Raw genomic sequence first — 18,910 nt, 5'->3', positions numbered from 1 at the left:
ACCCAAGGAGAACCGACATGACCATGATCACCTATCAGGAGAGCGATCGCTCCCGGCCTCTGACGTCGTCGTTCGCCTCGTTCATCCGCCCTGCCCTGACCGTGGCGGTAAGACTTCGCGATCAATGGCACCGCCGCCAAACCGAACGCATGCTGGAAGGTTTGCCGGCAGAAATCCGCAAGGACATCGGATGGCCGACGACCAATGCCGCACCGCATCGCCAATAACCTCCCAACCTCATGGCCCGCATACGATGACGTAAAGCGGGCCATGTCGCCCTCAGGCCGCCGATCGGTGACGCCCGTTCCCCGATAGCCAGCGTTCGCTGCGACCGTTCCATGTCGCAAAATTGTTATTCACTTGTCGTCGAAAGTCCTTCTCCGCCGCCTTTTCCCGTGCCAATGTCGCTTTTGAAGAAAAGCGCAGGCCGCAACGTACGGCCAGGACAAGGGGAACAACGGCATGAATGTGATGAGCAAGGCCCCGACAGCGAAACGTTCTCTCGTCTTTTTCCTGGTTCCCCACTTTACCATGCTTCCGTTTGCGGCGGCAGTGGAGACCTTGCGAATTGCCAATCGCATGCTCGGATACTCCGCCTACACCTGGCGTCTCTGTTCCGTCGACGGTGAAAAAGTCTATTCGTCCAGTGGCATCGGGATTGAAGTCAACTCGTCGCTTGCCGACGAACGCCGCAGCCTGTCGGGCGAAAACCGCCCGAACATGGTTCTGGTCTGCTCGGGCGTCTACGTCGAGGAGTTCCAGAACAAGTCGGTCAATGCCTGGCTGCGCGAGACCTACAATCGCGGCATCGCCGTCGGCAGCCTCTGCACCGGTGCCCATGTCCTTGCCCAGGCAGGACTGCTGAACGGCAAGCGCTGCGCCATCCACTGGGAAAACCTGCCGGGTTTTGCCGAAGCCTTCCCGCAGGCGGAGGTCTATGCGGATCTCTACGAGGTCGATTCGAACCTCTATACCTGCGCCGGCGGGACCGCCTCGCTGGACATGATGCTGAACCTGATAGGCCAGGATTTCGGCGAAAACCTCGTCAACCGGGTCTGCGAGCAGCAGCTGACCGACCGTGTCCGCAACCCGCACGATCGCCAGCGCCTGCCGCTGCGCGCTCGCCTCGGCGTCCAGAACGCCAAGGTCCTGTCGATCATCGAGGTGATGGAGAACAATCTTTCCGAACCGCTGTCGCTGGTGGAGATCGCCGACGATGCAGGCCTCTCGCGGCGTCAGATCGAACGCCTGTTCCGCCAGGAAATGGGCCGCTCTCCGGCGCGCTATTATCTGGAGATCCGGCTCGACCGGGCACGGCACCTGCTCGTACAGTCGTCGATGCCGGTGGTCGAGGTGGCGGTGGCCTGCGGTTTCGTGTCCGCGTCGCATTTCTCGAAATGTTACCGCGAGGTCTACAACCGTTCGCCGCAGCAGGAACGCGCCGAGCGCAAGCTCAACATGAGCACGTCGCGCGCCGGCGTCGTGGTGTGAACTTCAACCGCGGCGGGTCAGCCCGCCGCCTGCAGCACGATCGTATAGTCCGAAAAGACCTGGTTGCGGCCGTAGCTTTTTGCCATGAACAGGAATTGTTCTGCGGCATTCAGATAATTGTCGAAAGTCTCCGGACCGCAGACTTCGGCAAGGCCGATCGAGACGGTAATCGAAAACTCGCCGTCGCCGGAACCGAACCGCATGCCCGCGATCTCCAGCCTCAGCGTCTCGCAGAAATCCGTCGCGGTCTCACCGTCGAGGCCGACCAGAAGCAGCCCGAACTCCTCGTCGTCGAGCCGGGCGAGAAGATGCCGGCCACCGTTGCACGCAGCCTCCAGCCTGGCTGCGGTCGCCTTCAGGACTTCGGCGACCGTTTCCTCGCAATGGGTGTCGTTCAGCCGCCGGAAATAATCGATATCGACGATCGCGGTGGCGCAGGTTGTGCCCTCGGAAAGGCACGTTCCCACCAGCGACGGACCAACCCGGTAGAATTCCTTCAGGTTGGCGAAGCCGGTCAACGGATCGGCGGTCAGGTTCGCCCCCTCCATCTGCACCGGCGACGGCGCGGCCCAACCGTAGGTCAGACGCTCCGTCTCGCGGAAGTGCTGGCTCTGAAGATAGGGCATGCGCAAATCCTTGGAGGATCAGGCGACGTTCTTGACCGTCGGCTCCTGACGTTTCGCCTGCATCGACCAGATTTGAATGAGCGTATCCAGGTTCTGGTTGACGCGGCAGTAAAACTCCTCGTCGATGAACGGCCGCAGCATGAAATCGTTGCCGCCCGCCTTCAGGAAACGGGCCGAGAGCAGCCGGTTCGACGAGGACGACACGCCGATGATCCTGAGCTCATGCGAGCCGCGCACCGAGCGGATGCGGCGGGTCAGTTCGAAACCGTCGATATCGGGCATGTTGTAGTCGGTAACGACAAGGCCGATATCCGGGTTCTTCTTGAGGATCTCCAGCGCCTTGGCACCGTTTTCGGCGACGCTCACCCGGAAATTGTAGCGCTTCAGACGGCTCGAAAGCAGCGCCCGGGCCGTCGGGCTGTCGTCCACGATCAGCACATGGTGACGATGATTGGTGAGGAACCGGCAGACCGATTCGGCAAGCATCTCCACGGCAAAGACATTGTCCTTGAGGATGTAGTCGACGATGTCCTTGGTCAGCAGCTTGTCGCGGGTCTCCTCGTGGAACGTGCCGGTAAAGACGATGGTCGGGATCGACAGATCGACGAGGTATTCCAGCGCCTCGCCGTTTTCCGCGCCCGGCAGGTTGATATTGGAAATCGCCAGCGTCACCGGCTCGCTCGAGCGGTCATAGGCGAACTGCAATTCCTCGAAGTTGCGGCAGATCTCGACTTCGATGCCGAACAGCTCCTTGAGCCGGGTACCGATCATCGAAGTAAAGACGTTGGAATCCTCCGCAAGCAGGATGCGGGAGTTTGCCAGTGATTGGCCGGAATACTGCATCCCGGAAATGCCGAGGAATGTCATGGTGCCCCTGTCAATAAATAATATCCCCTCTGCTAACAGCCGTATTACAAACGCTTTGCAGAACCGTTAATCCGGGCGCCCCCTCGTCCAAAAACGGAACAGGCGGCCCGAAGACCGCCTGTTAACGTCAATGATTTCTTACTTCTAGCCGGGCGTCAGGCGCGCAATGCGACGTTGTCGGCGTCGAACGGACTTTCTGGGACGACGCTCGCATTGTAGAGATTGCCGAGAATCTTGATCTTCAGCTGGGTCCCCGCCTCCGCATAACCCGGCTTCACCATCGCCAGCGCCAGCGACTTGCCGATTCGCCAGCCGTAGGCGCCATTGGTGGCGCGGCCGATCAGTTCGCCTGCCTGATTGTAGATTGCCTCCGAACCCCGGGCGTCGACGTCGTTGGCCCCCTCGACCACCAGCGTGCAGAAATTCCACTTCAGGCCCTTCTCCTTGTAGGAGAGCAGCCCTTCCTTGCCGAGGAACTCCTTGTCGGTCTTGATGAACCGGTCGAGGCCGGACTCATAGGCATTGTATTCGATCGACATTTCGCGCGGGATCAGCCGGTAGGATTTCTCGACCGACATGGAGAGCATGGCGCGGATGCCGAAGGGCTTGATGCCGAATTCGGCGCCGGCTTCCATCAGTTTGTCGAAGATGTAGTTCTGCATCTCGATCGGATGGTGCAGTTCCCAGCCGAGCTCGCCGACGAAGTTGACGCGCAGCGCATGGGCGGACGCCATGCCGACAGAAATCTCCTTGCCGGAAAGCCAGGGGAAATCCTTGTTTTCAAGGCTGGTGCGGGTGAGCTTCTTCAGAACCTGCCGGGACTTCGGGCCGGCAAGAACCAGAACGCCGAACTTCTGGGTGATCTGGGTGAGCTTGACCGAGCCATCCGTCGGCGCAAGCTTACGCAGATAATCCTGGTCATGCGCCTCGTAGGCTCCAGCCGAGACGAGGTAGAAACGATCCGGCGCCCATTCGTAGACGGTGAATTCGGAGCGCACTCCTCCTCCCCTGGTGAGAAGGTGGCAGAGCGCGATTCGCCCGCGCTTCTTCGGGATCGCGTTGGCGAAGATCCCGTCGAGGAAGGCGCGTGCTCCGGGGCCGGACACCTCCATCTTGGCGAAGGCCGACATGTCGAGCACGCCGACATTCTCGTGGACGTTCTTGATCTCGTTGCCGACATGCTCGAAATAGTTCGAGCGGCGGAACGACCATTTTTCGACGATCCGGCCGTCTTCCAGCGCCGGCGCATGGTTGTGGGCGGTCAGCACGTCAACGCCGACACCGAGTTCTTCCTTGGGCACCTCGTAGCCTTGCGGCGCGAACCAGTTGGCGCGCTCCCAGCCATAGACGGAGCCAAAAACAGCGCCCATCTTCTTCAGCCGATCATAGACCGGCGTGGTCTTGAGCGGGCGCGCGGCGGAGCGCTCCTCGTCCGGATAATGCATCGTGAAAACATTGGCATAGGCCTCTTCGTTCTTGGCGATGAGGTAGCCTTCCGTTGCGTAAGGTCCGAAACGACGCGGATCGACGCCCATCATGTCGACGGTCGGTTCGCCATCGACGATCCACTCGGCAAGCTGCCAGCCGGCGCCGCCGGCGGCGGTGATGCCGAAGGAATGACCCTCGTTCAGCCAGAAGTTCTTGAGGCCGGGTGCGGGGCCGACGATCGGCGAACCGTCCGGCGTATAGGCGATCGCACCGTTATAGACCTTCTTGATGCCGACGTCTCCGAATGCCGGCACGCGAACGATGGCAGTCTCGATATAGGGCATCAGCCGGTCGAGTTCTTCATTGAAGAGCTCGTATTCGCTCTCGTCCGACGGGCCGTCGACGTAACAGACGGGCGCGCCGACTTCGTAGGGCCCGAGCAGCAGGCCTCCATTCTCTTCGCGCATGTACCAGGACGAATCCGATTCGCGCAGGACCCCCATTTCCGGCAGGCCCTTGGCCTTGCGCTCCTGGATCGCCGGATGCGGCTCGGTGACGATATACTGGTGCTCGACCGGGATGACCGGAATGTTGATGCCGACCATCTCGCCGGTCTTGCGGGCGAAATTGCCCGTGCAGGAAATGACGTGTTCGGCGGTGATCTCGCCCTTGTCGGTGGTCACCTTCCAGAGCCCGTCCGGCTGCTGTTCGATCGCGGTCACGGTCGTGTTGCGGTAGATCGTGGCGCCGAGGTCGCGCGCTCCCTTGGCAAGTGCCTGGGTGAGGTCGGCCGGCTGGATATAGCCGTCGTCAGGATGCTGGATGGCGCCGAGAATGCCGTCCGTCTCGCAGAGCGGCCAGATCTCCTTGACCTGTTCCGGCGTCAGGACGTTGACGGTGACGCCGATCGTCTCGGCGATCCCGGCATAATACATATACTCTTCCCAGCGGTCCTTTGTGCGGGCGAGACGGATGTTCGAGACTTTCGAGAAACCGACATTCATGCCGGTCTCCTCCTGCAGTTCCTGATAGAACCGCACAGAATATTTATGCAGCTGGCCGACCGAATAGGAAAGGTTGAAGAGCGGTAGCAGACCTGCGGCATGCCAGGTCGAACCGGAGGTCAATTCCTTGCGTTCGATCAGGACCGCGTCGTTCCAGCCCTTTTTCGCCAGGTGATAAAGCGTCGAAACACCGACCACGCCGCCGCCGACCACCACCGCCCGTGCATGTGTCTTCATGGAATGAACCCCTTTTCGGCCTCGTGTGGCCTCTTCGCAAACTGAAGGGACTATGCAATTCCGGCAGGCGAGCCAAACGCCTGATTACGACATGCCGAGAGCCAGCCCGCGACTGTTATCAGAATGGCCGCGCGGGCTGCGGGATCGGATCGTCACGCACCGCCTCTCGCGTCGCCCTCCTCCGACAGGATCGGCTTGCCGCGATGGAAGACGATTTCCTGCTGCGGGAACGGGATCTCGATCCCCTCCTCCCTGAACCGCTTGAGGATGGCGATCCTCAGATTGTTGCGGATCCTCAGGCCTTCACCCATGTCGGCCAGATGGAACCGCAGTTCGAAATTCAGCGAAGAGGCGCCGAAGGTCAGGAACTCCACATGCGGTTCCGGATTGCGCAATACTTCCGGCACCTGGTCCACCAGTTCCAGAAGAATGTCCATCACCTTCTGCGGATCGCTGTGGGAGCTGACCGCGACCGGCACTTCCGAACGCCCGATCTTGTTGCGATGCGTCCAGTTGCCGACCGGCGAATTGATGAGGTCGGAATTCGGCACGATGATCGACTGCTTGCGGAACGTCTCTATCTCGGTGGCGCGCACCGAGATGCGCTTGACGATGCCCTCCGTCGCCCCGGTCACCACATGGTCGCCGACCTTGAACGGCCGCTCGACGAGCAGGATCAGCCCGGACACGAAATTCGACACGATATTCTGGAGGCCGAAACCGATACCGACCGACAGGGCGGACGCGACCAGCGCGAAACTCGACAGGTCGATACCGGCGGCCGAGACACCGACGATCACCGCAAGCCCGATGCCGAGATAACCGATACCGGTCTTGACCGAATTGCGGACGCCGAGATCCACCTGGCTGCGCGCCAGCACGTTGCCGTCGATCCACTTCTGCACCCAGCGCGTGACGACGAAGCCGAGGCCGAAAAGCAGGATGCCGCCGAAAATGCCGACGATCGAGATCGAGATATTGCCGATCCGGATCTGCGTGAAGAAGCTGTAGATCCAGGCTTCGATATCCGCGATCTGGAAACCCCAGGTCAGAAGAATGAGGGGGATGCCGAGCATCAGCGCGAAGGCATAGATGCCCAGTCCCGCGACAAGCCCCGCCTGATCGAGCGATACCTCGCCGAAATGAAAGCGTTCCGCCAACCGCCGGCCGGCGGCCGTATCCGTGAACGCCCCCTGTTTCGAAATCGCCCTGCCGGACAGGAGGCCGATATAGATCAGCACGATCACCGCGCCGGTGAGCACGATCTGCGTCGAGACGAACCGCGCGAGCCCCACATAACCCGTCAGCACCGACAGAATGAGCAGCAGGCCCATGACGCGCAGGAACAGCGGGAAGAAGCGCGGCCAGCGATGCCCCGGGGCATCGAGATCCTCGCCTTCGACAAGCCGCGGCTTGATGAAGGAGATGGCGATCAGGATCAGCCCGATGATGACCGAGGCGAGCAGGCTCTTGACGATCGTCAGAACCAGCGGCGAATTGAGCGCCTCGCTGATCGCCCCGAGCAGATAGTCGAGCCCGTTGACGATCGCCATCGCAAGCACGGCCAGCGTCAGCAGGCGCGCGCCGCGATTGGTGATCCGCACCAGCCGCCATTCCGGCTCCCCGGGCGCCAATACGCCGTAGGTGAGCTTCCAGACGAAATTGACGAACCAGACAAAACCGAAAAAGGTCACCACGATCGGCGTGATATCCGCTCTCAGCACATTGAAGCCGTCGAGGAACAGGAAGGAGGCGACCAGGAAGGCGGCGAGCGACACGGTCTGGACCACGGTCGACCAGAAGGCCACCGACAATCGCTTTATGTAGGGGGGATGTTCCTGGTCGCTGCGCCGGATGAAGCGCCCGAACAGCCGGTAGCCGCCGGACAGGAAGAGCATGGCCGCACCGAGCGACAGCGCCAGGGCTCCCAGCAGCTGCAGCTTCTTGAACTTCCACACGAAACCGATCCAGTTGCCGAAGGTCGAGCCGAAGTTGCGGATCTCCGCGACCAAGGCGTTGCCGGCCTCGGTGAACAGTTCGCCCGACAGCTCGGTGTGGCGGAAGAGCGTCTGGGTAAACAGCGCGCGGCGCAGGTTGGTGATCGTGTTGGCGAGCTGCGTGGCGCTGTTGGAAAGCTGGCCGGCGTCGTCGACGATGATGTTGAGCTCCGAACGCTCGTTCAGCAGCCGGTTGCGCTCTTCGACAACCGCCGGCGCTTCCGGAGGCTGCCCCGCCGCCGGCGGTTCGCCAAGGCTCTTGAGGCGGGCCTGGATCTGTTCGACGCGCGTGCGCATCGCATCCGACGTGGAGCGCATTTCGCCGACGATCGCTTCGGCCTGAACCCGAAGTTCCGCCAGGCGCGCATCGTCATCCGCGTCGCTCTGGATCCGGTTGCGGAAGGAATCGAGCTGCTGCCGGATCGCGTCGATCTTGCCCTTCATGTCCGAATTGATGGAATCGGCGGTGACGTTTGGCGGCACCTGCTCCTGACGCTGTCCCTGGGCCTGCTGCTGCGCCTGGGCGAAAGCCTGCGACGGCAAGCTCAGCGGGGCGGCTGCGATCAGGAGCGCTGCGAGGACCGCGCGGGCCATCCGCCGCATGGTCGAAGGGCCGGTCGTAATAAGGTCTGCCAAATGTCTGCTCTTTGTCTTTCGATCGGATTCGCCCGCGAAAATAGAGTGACTTCTGGGCGAAGAAAAGGAATGGTGTAGCGCCTGGTCGCGAATTGGAACAATTCGTGGAACCTGGAAGATTTCCTCGCGTTTCCCCGTCCCAACAATCTACTGAGGGTAAGTCATGGAACAAGCAGGTATCGGCTGGATCGCAGCCATCATCATCGGCGGCATTGCCGGATGGCTCGCCGAAAAGTTCATGAAAAGCGACATGGGCGTGATCATGAACATCATTCTGGGCATTGTCGGCGCCATCATCGCCAATGCCATTCTCGGCGTCTTCGGCATCGTGCTGGGCGGCTGGATCGGCTACCTGATTGCCGGTTTCATCGGCGCGTGCATCCTCATCGCCGTGGCGCGCATGTTCCGTCGTTAGCCTTTGAGATCAGAAACCGGCGCCGGGCCGGGCCAGATATTCCAGCTCGGCGGCGGTCGATTCCCGGCCGAGCAGCGCATTTCGATGCGGGAAGCGGCCGAACTGCCGGATCACCACGCGGTGACGTTCCGCGTAATCCAGATAATCGGCATCCCCCAGCAACGTGAAGAGCTCCACCGAACGATCCTGATCCGCGAGGACTTCCGAATGTTCGAAGGGGAGATAAAAGAAGCCGCGCTGTTCGGGCAGCACCGCCATATCGGCACCGGCCTCGATGGCAAGCCGCGCTTCCCGCAAGGCCAGCCAGTCGGCAGCGAAAGCCAGCGGCGAACCGCGATAGAGATTTCGCGAAAGCTGGTCGAGTACGATCACCGCCGCCAGCCGGTCTTCCGGCGACGTCCGCCACGCATCGAGTTCGCCGCGGGCAAGCGAAAGATGGGTGGCCGCGAAATGCTTGCGCATCGCTTCGTCGAGCGCCTCGTTCTTCTCGAACCAGTCCTTGCGGCTCAGTTCCCTGAACCAGAAGGTGAAAACTTCCTCGGGGGTCTTTATGCCGTCCTGCGCCATGATCTATCTCCTCAGTCGAGACGGAGTGCGGAGATATCCTTGCCGAGCATCCGGGCAAGGGCCTCGACCACCATATTATGATCGTCACGCTGCGGCAGGCCGGAAACCGTCACCGCCCCGATGCACCCGCTGCCGGCAACCTTGATCGGGAAGCTGCCGCCATGCGGGGCGTGGTCGACCGAGGAAATGCCGTACCGGTTATCCACCGTGTCGCCCTGCAGCTCCAGCTTCCGTCCGATCGCGTAGCTGGACTGGAAGAAACGGAGCACGAGATTGCGCTTGCGGCGCACCCAGTTCTCGTTGTCCGCGGTGGTGCCCGGCAGAGCCGTGTAGAAGGCCGACATAGAATGCAGCTGCACGTCGATGACCACGCTCAGCCCGCGCTCGACGGCCATGTGCCGAAGCAGCGAACCGAGATCCCAGGCGGTCGTCAGGTCGAACCGGTCGAAGACCAGCGCCTTCTCCTGCTCCGCGATCTTCGCCATGTCTTCTTCGATGGTCATGCCTTTTCCTCCGCATCGCGATTGCGGGGATTGATGACGGCAAAGCGGCCGAAAGTAAAGTTACTCCGCGGCAGCGAGTTGGCGGACCGGAAAGAAGGCGGCGAGCTCCTCGACTGCGAAGCCGATCCGCTGCTGCAGCGCCTCGGAGACGATGCGGTAGTCGGCGAAATCGCGATCGGACGCGTAGACGGCGGTCGGCAGGGTATGGGCCATGAAGAACCCGAAGAGCGGCCGAAGCTGATGTTCGACCATCAGCGCATGCCGGTCGCCGCCGCCGGTGGCGGTGATCAGGATCGGTTTGGCGCGCAGCTGTTCCGGATCGATCAGATCGATGAAGTGTTTGAAGAGCCCCGGATAGCTGCCCTTGTAGGTCGGCGAGCCGACAATCAGAAAATCGGCCTCGACGACATCGGCCAGCACCCTGGCGGCTGCCTCGTCGAGATCGCCCTGACGCTGCGCCTGGCCGAGCGACGGCCCGACATCGGCGAGGTCATGGACCGTGGTGTCGAACCCATATCGCTCGCCCGCGATCGAAGCGATGTGATTGACCAGCGCAAAAGTCCTGGAAGGACGATTATAGCTGCCCGCGAGGCCGACGAGTTTCAGGGCCATGTAAATTCCTTTCGGCGCAATGACTTGCTCAAGATTAGCGTCGATGCCGCAGCATGAAAGCAAGGAACCTGCCGCAGATACTCCGTCAGGAGAAAATCATGCTCACGGAGCGCCCCATCACGCGATGCGGGCAGGCCGCGGCGCCGTCCGGGCGATTTCGGCCGCGATCGTCTCGGCAAGCGCCTTGGCCTGCACGCGGATATCCGGCACAGCCGTGATCTCCCAGAACTGGCCCGCGGTCAGCGCGCCGGCCGCAAACAGGCCGGGCTGTGGCCGGCCATCCGGATCGAGAACGCGGGATTGCCTATCGACGGAAATACCAAGCCCGAGTTCGTCCATCGCGATCATCTCGCGGTTCCGCATCTCGGTCAGCAGCGGCGAATGGCCGATGCCGGCGCGCTCCATGCCGGTGCAATTGACGATCCAATCCGCGTGGAAGGAAACGTGGTCCTGCGTGCCGCGGCGCCTGAAACGGACGCTCGCACCGGCGCCATCCCTGCCGATCGAGCGAAGGAAACCGGCATGCACGGTCACCGTGCCGTCCTTCAGGAGCGCGTTGAAGCGGGCGAACACTTCCGGGGCGATACGGTGGCGGTGAATGTTCCACCAGGCAAGCGCGTGCCGAAGGAAACGGGAGCGCTGATCGACGCCGAGCCCCTGCCACAGGGCCTGGGTCTGCGGCCTCAGTCCGTCGACCACGCCGCGCCAGTCGGCCCCGTTCTCCACCTGCCGCCGCAGCGCATGCAGGAGCGTGCTGATATCTCTGCTCTCGGGCAGGTCCGGAGCGACGGGAGTGGCGCGTCGGGTCGGGTGCGGATGCGGCACCAGTCCGCGCCGGGACAGGACATGGATGCGGCCCCGATGTCCTTGGGCGCGCAGCGACAGCACCTGGTCGATCATCGTCAGGCCGGATCCGAAGATACAGACCTCGTCGGTGCGGCCAAGACGCGACAGCCACCCGAGCCGCCAGGGATTGTCGACGATTCGGGAGCCGAGGCCGGGATCGATGCGATCCTTCGGCAAAGGCAGGTCGGCATTGCCGACGCCGAGCGCCAGAATGACGGTGCGGGCGCGCAGTTCACCGGCATTGTCGAGATGAAAGACGATCCCGTCCCGCTCGCACTGAACGCAGGCGGTCGCCTTCGCCCGGATGAAATCCACATGCGCGCGCCGCTCGCGGGGCCTCAGCAGCGAGGCCAGCGTGTCGCGCAGATAGAGGCCGTAGTTGCCCCGCGAGGCAAAATCCTCCGGAAAGGCTGCCCTGCCCTGACGCCGCAGCCATTCGACGAAATCGTCCGGACGATCCGGAAACACGCTCATCCGGGCCGCCGGGACATTGAGCCGGTGCAGGTAGAATTCGGTGCGGTAGGCCGTGCCCCGCCCAAAGCCCGGATCGTCGCCGACGACGGCGATCGAAGCGGAGGACGGCAGGAAACGCAGGAGGTTGATGGTAAGCGCGATTGCGGAAAAACCGGAACCGACGACGGCGACATCATAGGTCATCAAGCACACACTCCTCGTCCTTGGTTGATCTGGGGCGAAAGGCTGTCTTGGAAGCTGCGGGAGCAGGACTTGGATCTGCTTCCGCTGGTCGCTTCAATCTCTACCAACTTAATAGAGATTGACGAAGAGTAAAGGCGTTTTCGCGGTCCCTGTCAGTTGCAAGCCTGTTCAGGGCGCGGCAGCGTTGGAAGCTCGGCGCTCGGATTGGTATTGCTCGGCGTCCCCGGCGGCTGGCAATGATCTTCCTGGTCGACGGTGCCCGTCGTGCTGTTGGTCGTCGTGGGATCGGTGACGCCGGGAAGCGTCGTGCCCGTCGAGACGCCGGAATTGGCATCAAGCGTGGTGGTTGTCCCGGGCAAGGTCGTGGCGCTCGTGCCGGACGTCTGGGCCAGGACGGGTGCGGCCGAAAGCGCGATGGCGGAAAATGCGATAAGCCTCGTCAGCATCTGTAACTCCTCCGGTTGATCGGAGGAAATAACCGCGAGCGGGCTCACTTGGTTCCGCGGGCCGCCTTCGGCCTGCCGACGTTCAGCCGGGCATCATTTCGTGGATCGAGGAAAGAAGCATGTCGTGCTGATAGGGTTTCGGCAGAAAAACCGTATTGGTGGGCAGCAGCATCGGGTCGAGGCTGACGACGCCCGACGTGATGATGATGCCGATGCTCGGCCGGATCGCGCGGATGCGCTGGGCAAGCTGGATGCCATCCATGGAACCCGCCATGTTGACGTCGGTGAAGACGATATCGATATCGGCGCGATTGCGGAACAGCACCATGGCCTCGTCGGCATTGCCTGCCTCCAGCACCTGGTGTCCGACCTCCTCCAGCGCATCGAGCGTGGTGAATCGGATCAGCGGTTCATCCTCGACGACGAGGACAACAGCTTTCTGCGCCATGAACGTCTCCTTCATCCTTCGGACACTTGCCCCCTGGCCTCAAAAGCAAGAAATCCGCTCCACGACGCGGCAAGGTGGGGACACGCTCCGCCGAGAGGCCATATAGGAGACAGGCGAGTCGCGACAAGTGGAACTTAACCGGGAGTAAACAAGCTATTACCGGGGGCATTTGTCGTCCCGTTGGCGCCCTGTCCTTCGATAATGGATAATGCCGTTTGACAGAATGAAAATCCGCTTGCCAAGCGCCCTGAAATATCCTGTACCAATCCCCACGAAAAAGTGACTAGAAGATCAATTCAGCCTTCCACCCTCATCCACTCCCCTATTCAGGTTCACGCTTCATGATGGAACTCTTCACCGCGGCCGGCTTTGCGGCTCTTCTCGAGGTCATTGCCATCAACCTCGTTCTTTCCGGCGACAATGCCATCGTCATCGGCCTTGCCGCCGCCGGTCTTCCTGCCGCGCTTCGCAAGAAGGCGATCCTGTTCGGGATCACGGCGGCAACCGTGCTGCGCCTCGTGTTCGCGGTCATCGCCACCTACCTCCTGGCGATCAAGGGGCTTCAGCTTGCCGGTGGATTGCTGCTGGCCTGGGTCTGCTGGAAAATGTGGAGCGAACTGCGCGAAGGCCAGGGTGACGATGCCCACGCCGCCGCCGAAGCGAAGGAAAGGGCCGCCGAGAAGACCTTTTTCCAGGCCGCCACCCAGATCGTCGTCGCCGACGTCTCCATGTCGCTCGACAACGTGCTGGCCGTCGCCGGCGCCGCCAAGGAGCATTCGACGGTGCTGATCATCGGCCTGGTCGTCTCGATCGCGCTGATGGGGGTTGCTGCCAACTTCGTCGCCAAGCTCCTGTCCCGGTTCCGCTGGATCGCCTATCTGGGCCTGGCCGTCATCGTCTATGTCGCGCTTGACATGATCTATCAGGGCTCGATCGAAGTCCTGCCGCTCATCCAGGGCGTATAAGCTTCCGTCAGGACCCCGATCCGGGTGGTGATCGCCATCCCCATTCGTGTTTCAACGGCAGGCAGCAGCTTGGTCCGCACCTCACGCCGGAGAGGGTAACGGAGATCGCGCAAATGCGATAGTGTCTTGATTTGACACAGGAAAGTTACCCTTCGCTCACCAAGCCTTTGACATTTGGGCCGTTCCCATTGATCATGTTCTCCAAGCAAAGCTACGTGGCCTCCAGCCGGCATGACGCCGGTTAGGGGCTCGCGGACCCCCTGCTCGCGAGAGCTGGTGAGCCCCGTCCCAGTCAATGAGAACGATCTTGAGCCATAGCCACGACGATCATCATCACCCTCATGACAATGACCATGACGGTCATTCCCACGTCGATTGGCGCGAGCACGGCGTGAAGGTCATTCCAGGCAATTCGCTCGATCCCAACACCGCCCAGACCCCCGGCATGAACCGCGCGACCGCGATCAACAACGCCCGCGCGGGCGCCGAAAAGATCTGGGCCGGAACGGTCACCATCCACGCCAACGCCAAGACCGGCGCCCATCACCACGGCGATCTCGAAAGCATCATCTACGTGCTGAAGGGAAAAGCGCGGATGCGCTGGGGCGACAATCTCGAATTCGTCGCCGAAGCTGGCCCCGGCGATTTCATCTACGTGCCGCCCTATGTGCCGCATCAGGAGATCAACGCCAGCCCCGACGAGACGCTGGAATGCGTCCTCTGCCGCTCCGGCCAGGACCCGGTCGTGGTCAATCTCGACATAGAACCTATCGAGAAGCCGGAAGAGGTGTTGTGGAAGGACCCGATCCACAAGTAGGAGCGTCCCGGCAGACCGGCCAACGAGGTCTTGAGGCGCTGAATGTTGTGATCGGCGCAAATACCGCCGCAATCTGCGCTTACGCTCCCCACGCTGGAGATTGACCCCGGTAAGCCTCTCCTTTAGAAGGCGGCATTCCGTTCCGAAGCAAGGACTTCGGGATTTTCTAACGCTCCGGAGCTGATGCGGATGGCGCTGTTTCCGCGGGACAAGCGGACGAGAAACGGACGTCGACAGGAAAGCCTCCTGTCGCGCTGGCCGGTTTTTGCCGCTGCCCTGCTGATCGCCGCCCTGTTCGGCCTGCTCTCCGGCGTCGTCAAGGACGTGCAGTTCCCTCGCGGCGCCGTCTCGGCCGACAAAAGCAACGACACGCCGCACCTGACTAAGCGCGAACCCTTGCGCGCACTTGCCGCCATGGACCGCAAGGATGGCACGGGCGCTCATTGGCAGACGGCCGGCGGCGCGCTGGAAGCCCGCGCCATCGAAATCAGCTTTCCGGTTTTCGCATCGGCCTTTGCGTCCAAACAGTCTTCCGATCCGGCAACCTCGCCGTTCTGGCACGGGTCGCTCCCGCGTGCGCCGCCGGCGCGCGCCTGAGACGACTGCGCCCCGTGGCGCTCCCATGATCACCAATTAAGGCCGCCCATGCCGATCGCCCCCGCGCGTACCATGGGCTCAGCAGGATTAGAAACATGAGAAATTCCCCGTGGCTGGTGACGACCTATCTCGCCATCATCTTCCTCGGCATTCTGGTGGCGCTGCCGAACGTCATTCCGCAGTCGACGCTTGACCGCCTTCCCGCCTGGCTGCCGCACAGCCGCGTCTCGCTCGGCCTCGACCTGCGCGGCGGCTCGCATCTCGTGCTGGAAGTCGACCGGGCCGACCTGATCAACGAACGCGTCCAGAGCCTGCTTCAGGAATCCCGCCGCGTATTGCGCGAAAAGAACATCACGACCACCGCGATCCGTCGCACCGGCGATACCGTGACGGTCGCGCTGCGCGACGCTGCCCAGCGTGGTGCAGCAGTCACCGAACTCCAGACTCTTTCCAACCCGGTCAGCTTCGGCACCACCGTCGGTGCCAGCGATCTCGCGATCACCACGCCTTCCGACAATACGATCTCGGTCGCCCAGACCGAATCCGGCATCAATTCGCACATCACCGCCGCAGTCGATCAGTCGCTCGAGATCATCCGCCAGCGCGTTGACCAGGTGGGCGTCGCCGAACCGACCATCCAGCGCATCGGCTCCGACCGCGTTCTCGTCCAGCTTCCGGGCGAACAGGATCCGACGCGCCTGCGCCAGCTTCTCGGCTCGACCGCCAAGATGAGCTTCCATCTCCTCGGCCAGCAGGGCGAGGCCGGCGTCACCATGCTCGCCGACGAGCGTGGCAACCAGTATCCGGTCCTCGACCGCGTCGAGCTTTCGGGCGACCGGCTGACGGATGCCCGCGCCGCCTTCGACCAGCAGACCAACGAGCCGGTCGTCAACTTCCGCTTCGATTCGGCCGGCGCCAACCGCTTTGCCCAGATCACCCAGCAGAATGTCGGCCGTCCTTTCGCGATCGTGCTCGACAACAAGGTGCTGAGCGCGCCGGTCATCCGCACGCCGATCACCGGCGGTTCGGGTCAGATCTCCGGCGGCTTCTCGGTGTCGGAAGCCAATACGCTCTCCGCGCTGCTGCGCGCCGGCGCACTGCCGGCCAAGCTTACCGTCATCGAGGAACGCACCGTTGGCGCCGACCTGGGCGCCGACGCGATCCAGATGGGCCTCTATTCCGGCCTCGTCGGCTTCGTCCTCGTCGCTGTCTTTATCCTGGTCCTCTACGGCACCTGGGGTATCCTCGCGAACGTCGCGCTGCTGATCCACACGATCCTGACCTTCTCGGCCCTGACGCTGGTCGGTGCAACGCTGACGCTGCCCGGTATCGCCGGTATCGTTCTCGGTATCGGCCTTGCCGTCGACGCCAACGTGCTGATCAACGAGCGTATCCGAGAAGAAACGCGTAAAGGCCGCGGCGCCTTCGCCGCCATCGACGTCGGTTTCAACCGCGCCTATTCGACCATCGTCGACGGCAACATGACCGCGCTCATCGCCGCCGCCATCCTGTTCTACTTCGGCTCCGGTCCGGTGCGCGGTTTTGCCGTCACCATGGGTCTCGGCCTGATCATCTCGATGTTCACGTCGGTCGCCTTCGTCCGCGTCACGATGATCGCGCTGACCCGCCGCTTCAAGCTGAAGGTCTTGAACATCCGGCCGCTGATCCCGTTCAGCCCCTATGACAAGCACATCCAGTTCATGAAGGCGCGCTTCTTCGGCGTGGCGGTCTCCGCCATCCTGTCGATCGCCTCGGTCGGGCTGTTCTTCTATCCGGGCCTGAACTACGGCGTCGATTTCCGCGGCGGCATCCAGATGTCCGTCAAGACGCAAGGCCCCGCCGATCTCGCCAAGTTCCGCGAAGGTCTGAACACGCTCGACCTCGGCGAAATCACGCTGCAGTCGTTTGGCGATCCGAACACCATCCTGGTGCGCGCCCAGCGTCAGGAAGGCGGCGAAGAGGCGCAGACGGCGGCCGTCACCAAGCTGAAGGACGAGGTCGTCAAGATCGACTCCACCGCCACCGTCCAGGGCACCGACGTCATCGGCCCGAAGGTCTCGGGCGAGCTTGCCATTGCCGGCTTCCTGTCGGTCTTCATCGCCAGCGTCGCGATGTTGATCTACATCTGGGTGCGGTTCGAATGGCCGTTCGCGGTCGGCGCCATCGTCACCCTGGTGCTCGACGTCACCAAGCTGGTGGGCTTCTTCGCCATCACCGGCCTCGACTTCAACCTCACGGCGATCGCGGCGGTGCTGACGATGGTCGGTTATTCGGTCAACGACAAGGTCGTCGTCTATGACCGCATGCGTGAAAACATGCGGCTCTACAAGTCCATGCCTCTGCGGGAACTGATCGACAAGTCGATCAACGAAACGCTGGCCCGAAGCCTCTACACCAATGCCACCGCCTTCCTGTCGCTTCTGCCGATGGCGATCTGGGGCGGCAGCGCGGTGGAAAGCTTCGCGGTGCCGATGGCGTTCGGCATCCTCGTCGCCGGCGCATCGTCGGTGTTCATCGCGGCCCCGATCCTGCTCTTCCTCGGCGACTGGCGCAAACGCCATGCCAAGAAGCCGGAGGCGGCTGCCGAAGAGGTCGAAAACGCCACCAAGGCCTGATCGACCACCCGAAATGCAAGGAAGGGCGGATTTTGATCCGCCCTTTTTCATGTCCACCGACACCGAGACCCATGCTCGATCTTGCCGCCTATGCGGGGCTCTTCTCCGCCGCCTTCATCGCCGCGACGATCTTTCCGATGCAGTCGGAGGCAATTCTCGTCGGCCTGATCCTGAGCGACCGGTATTCGCTCGCGGGTCTGCTGCTGGTGGCGTCGATCGGCAACACGCTGGGCGCGGCCGTGAATTGGCTGTTGGGGCGCGGCGTCGAGCGTTTTCGGGACAGCCGGTGGTTTCCGGTGAGCGGGGAGAAGCTGGACAGGGCGCAGGCCTGGTACCGTAAATACGGAAAATGGTCGCTGCTCTTGAGCTGGATGCCGATCGGCGGCGACGCGATCACGGTCGCGGCCGGCGTGCTGAAGGAGCCGATGCCGACCTTTCTGATCCTCGTTTTCATCGGCAAGGCGCTGCGCTACGTGGTGCTCGCCGCCGCGACGCTGAGCGTTGCCTGATCAGCCGCCCTGCCCCTCGTTTCCGAATTCGGCAAGCACCTTCCAGAAATCGCCGAAGAACCGATGCGCGAAGGTTTCCAGCGACGTGCCCGGCGGCTGCTCGTTCCAGATTTCTCCGCCGGCCCGCAGGGCGCCGATCACCACGGCGGCCAGCAGGCGCATGCGCAGCCGCTCCTCGTCGCTGCGGCCCCTCGCCTTCAGCGCCTCGGTAAGCTTCGCTTCGAGCTTTGCATATTTGAGCTGGTCGCGGGCCTTCAGCGTCGGTGTGCGCCGGATCAGTTCTCCGAGCGCCATCGTTCTTTCGTCGGCTGCCGAGACGATGGCGCTCACAAGGCCATGTTGCACCGCCTTGACGGCAGGCTCATCCGCCGGCCTTGACGCGATCGCCGCCATCATGTGGTCAGCAAAACCGTCCTGCCAGGCGAACACGACCTCTTCCTTGGAGGGAAAATAGTCGAAGAAACTTCGTTTCGACACCTCGGCGCGTTCGGCGATCTCCTCGATCGTCGTATTGTCGAAACCGCGTTCGAGGAACAGGCTCATCGCCGCTTCCTCGATGCGTTCGCGGGTTTGCCGGCGCTTGGTCTCCCGCCGGCCTTCCGTCGCGCCACCCGTCGTCTTGGTCAT

At 62.4% G+C, this 18,910-nt stretch carries 18 protein-coding genes and 1 pseudogene; 8 read left to right on the top strand and 11 right to left on the bottom strand.

The window, feature by feature from the left end; translation table 11 throughout:
• The first annotated feature begins 17 nt into the window (after positions 1 to 17).
• Positions 18 to 227: a hypothetical protein gene (locus J2X76_RS18525; protein WP_310218745.1), complete on the top strand. Its 210-nt coding sequence runs from the start codon at positions 18 to 20 to the stop codon at positions 225 to 227.
• 244 nt (positions 228 to 471) lie between these two features.
• On the top strand, positions 472 to 1,491 hold the full coding sequence (locus J2X76_RS18520; RefSeq protein WP_113129221.1) for a GlxA family transcriptional regulator: 1,020 nt from the start codon (positions 472 to 474) through the stop codon (positions 1,489 to 1,491).
• Positions 1,492 to 1,508: 17 nt separating this feature from the next.
• On the opposite strand, the gene J2X76_RS18515 is transcribed toward J2X76_RS18520, so the two are convergent.
• From J2X76_RS18515 to J2X76_RS18500, 4 genes and pseudogenes are all read right to left on the bottom strand, one after another.
• The gene (locus J2X76_RS18515) at positions 1,509 to 2,117 is read right to left on the bottom strand and encodes a GGDEF domain-containing protein (RefSeq protein ID WP_310218743.1); all 609 of its coding nucleotides are present in this window, start codon (positions 2,115 to 2,117) and stop codon (positions 1,509 to 1,511) included.
• Between the two features lie 18 nt (positions 2,118 to 2,135).
• Entirely contained in the window at positions 2,136 to 2,984 is an 849-nt protein-coding gene (locus J2X76_RS18510; RefSeq protein ID WP_113129165.1) for a response regulator, read from the bottom strand.
• 155 nt (positions 2,985 to 3,139) lie between these two features.
• The gene (locus J2X76_RS18505; RefSeq protein WP_310218741.1) at positions 3,140 to 5,653 is read right to left on the bottom strand and encodes an FAD-dependent oxidoreductase; all 2,514 of its coding nucleotides are present in this window, start codon (positions 5,651 to 5,653) and stop codon (positions 3,140 to 3,142) included.
• A 173-nt stretch (positions 5,654 to 5,826) separates the two neighbouring features.
• A pseudogene (locus J2X76_RS18500) lies at positions 5,827 to 8,253 on the bottom strand (mechanosensitive ion channel domain-containing protein); the annotation flags it as partial.
• Between the two features lie 196 nt (positions 8,254 to 8,449).
• Between J2X76_RS18500 and J2X76_RS18495 the strand changes: the two are divergent.
• Positions 8,450 to 8,701, top strand: a complete 252-nt coding sequence (locus J2X76_RS18495; protein WP_113129163.1) for a GlsB/YeaQ/YmgE family stress response membrane protein — start codon at positions 8,450 to 8,452, stop codon at positions 8,699 to 8,701.
• Between the two features lie 9 nt (positions 8,702 to 8,710).
• Here the strand turns inward: J2X76_RS18495 and J2X76_RS18490 are convergent, their stop codons facing one another.
• The 6 genes from J2X76_RS18490 to J2X76_RS18465 all read right to left on the bottom strand — a co-directional run bounded on the left by J2X76_RS18490 (position 8,711) and on the right by J2X76_RS18465 (position 12,780).
• A complete protein-coding gene (locus tag J2X76_RS18490) occupies positions 8,711 to 9,268 on the bottom strand; it encodes a DUF924 family protein (protein ID WP_113129162.1) in 558 nt (185 codons plus the stop codon).
• An 11-nt stretch (positions 9,269 to 9,279) separates the two neighbouring features.
• A complete protein-coding gene (locus J2X76_RS18485; protein ID WP_310218737.1) occupies positions 9,280 to 9,771 on the bottom strand; it encodes a heme-degrading domain-containing protein in 492 nt (163 codons plus the stop codon).
• Positions 9,772 to 9,831: 60 nt separating this feature from the next.
• A complete protein-coding gene (gene msuE / locus J2X76_RS18480) occupies positions 9,832 to 10,383 on the bottom strand; it encodes an FMN reductase (RefSeq protein ID WP_310218735.1) in 552 nt (183 codons plus the stop codon).
• Positions 10,384 to 10,500: 117 nt separating this feature from the next.
• Entirely contained in the window at positions 10,501 to 11,886 is a 1,386-nt protein-coding gene (locus J2X76_RS18475) for an FAD/NAD(P)-binding protein (protein WP_310218733.1), read from the bottom strand.
• A gap of 152 nt (positions 11,887 to 12,038) precedes the next feature.
• Positions 12,039 to 12,332 (bottom strand): hypothetical protein, encoded by a 294-nt coding sequence (locus J2X76_RS18470; protein WP_310218732.1) that lies wholly within the window; start codon positions 12,330 to 12,332, stop codon positions 12,039 to 12,041.
• An 82-nt stretch (positions 12,333 to 12,414) separates the two neighbouring features.
• A complete protein-coding gene (locus J2X76_RS18465; RefSeq protein WP_310218731.1) occupies positions 12,415 to 12,780 on the bottom strand; it encodes a response regulator in 366 nt (121 codons plus the stop codon).
• Between the two features lie 344 nt (positions 12,781 to 13,124).
• Here J2X76_RS18465 and J2X76_RS18460 point away from each other — a divergent pair, with 344 nt between their 5' ends.
• From J2X76_RS18460 to J2X76_RS18440, 5 genes are all read left to right on the top strand, one after another.
• Positions 13,125 to 13,745, top strand: a complete 621-nt coding sequence (locus J2X76_RS18460; RefSeq protein ID WP_113129218.1) for a YjbE family putative metal transport protein — start codon at positions 13,125 to 13,127, stop codon at positions 13,743 to 13,745.
• A gap of 307 nt (positions 13,746 to 14,052) precedes the next feature.
• Positions 14,053 to 14,562, top strand: a complete 510-nt coding sequence (locus J2X76_RS18455) for a cupin domain-containing protein (protein WP_310218730.1) — start codon at positions 14,053 to 14,055, stop codon at positions 14,560 to 14,562.
• Positions 14,563 to 14,751: 189 nt separating this feature from the next.
• The gene (locus J2X76_RS18450) at positions 14,752 to 15,159 is read left to right on the top strand and encodes a hypothetical protein (protein WP_113129156.1); all 408 of its coding nucleotides are present in this window, start codon (positions 14,752 to 14,754) and stop codon (positions 15,157 to 15,159) included.
• Positions 15,160 to 15,254: 95 nt separating this feature from the next.
• Positions 15,255 to 17,774 (top strand): protein translocase subunit SecD, encoded by a 2,520-nt coding sequence (gene secD / locus J2X76_RS18445; protein ID WP_310218729.1) that lies wholly within the window; start codon positions 15,255 to 15,257, stop codon positions 17,772 to 17,774.
• A 71-nt stretch (positions 17,775 to 17,845) separates the two neighbouring features.
• Complete coding sequence (locus J2X76_RS18440) at positions 17,846 to 18,283, top strand: YqaA family protein (protein ID WP_310218728.1); 438 nt, start codon at positions 17,846 to 17,848, stop codon at positions 18,281 to 18,283.
• On the opposite strand, the gene J2X76_RS18435 is transcribed toward J2X76_RS18440, so the two are convergent.
• Entirely contained in the window at positions 18,284 to 18,910 is a 627-nt protein-coding gene (locus J2X76_RS18435) for a TetR family transcriptional regulator (RefSeq protein WP_113129153.1), read from the bottom strand.

The organism is Neorhizobium sp. 2083 (assembly GCF_031455615.1).
Classification (GTDB): Bacteria; Pseudomonadota; Alphaproteobacteria; order Rhizobiales; family Rhizobiaceae; genus Neorhizobium.
Note: the sequence above shows the minus strand (reverse complement) of the source record. Positions and strands in the feature narration are given on the sequence as shown.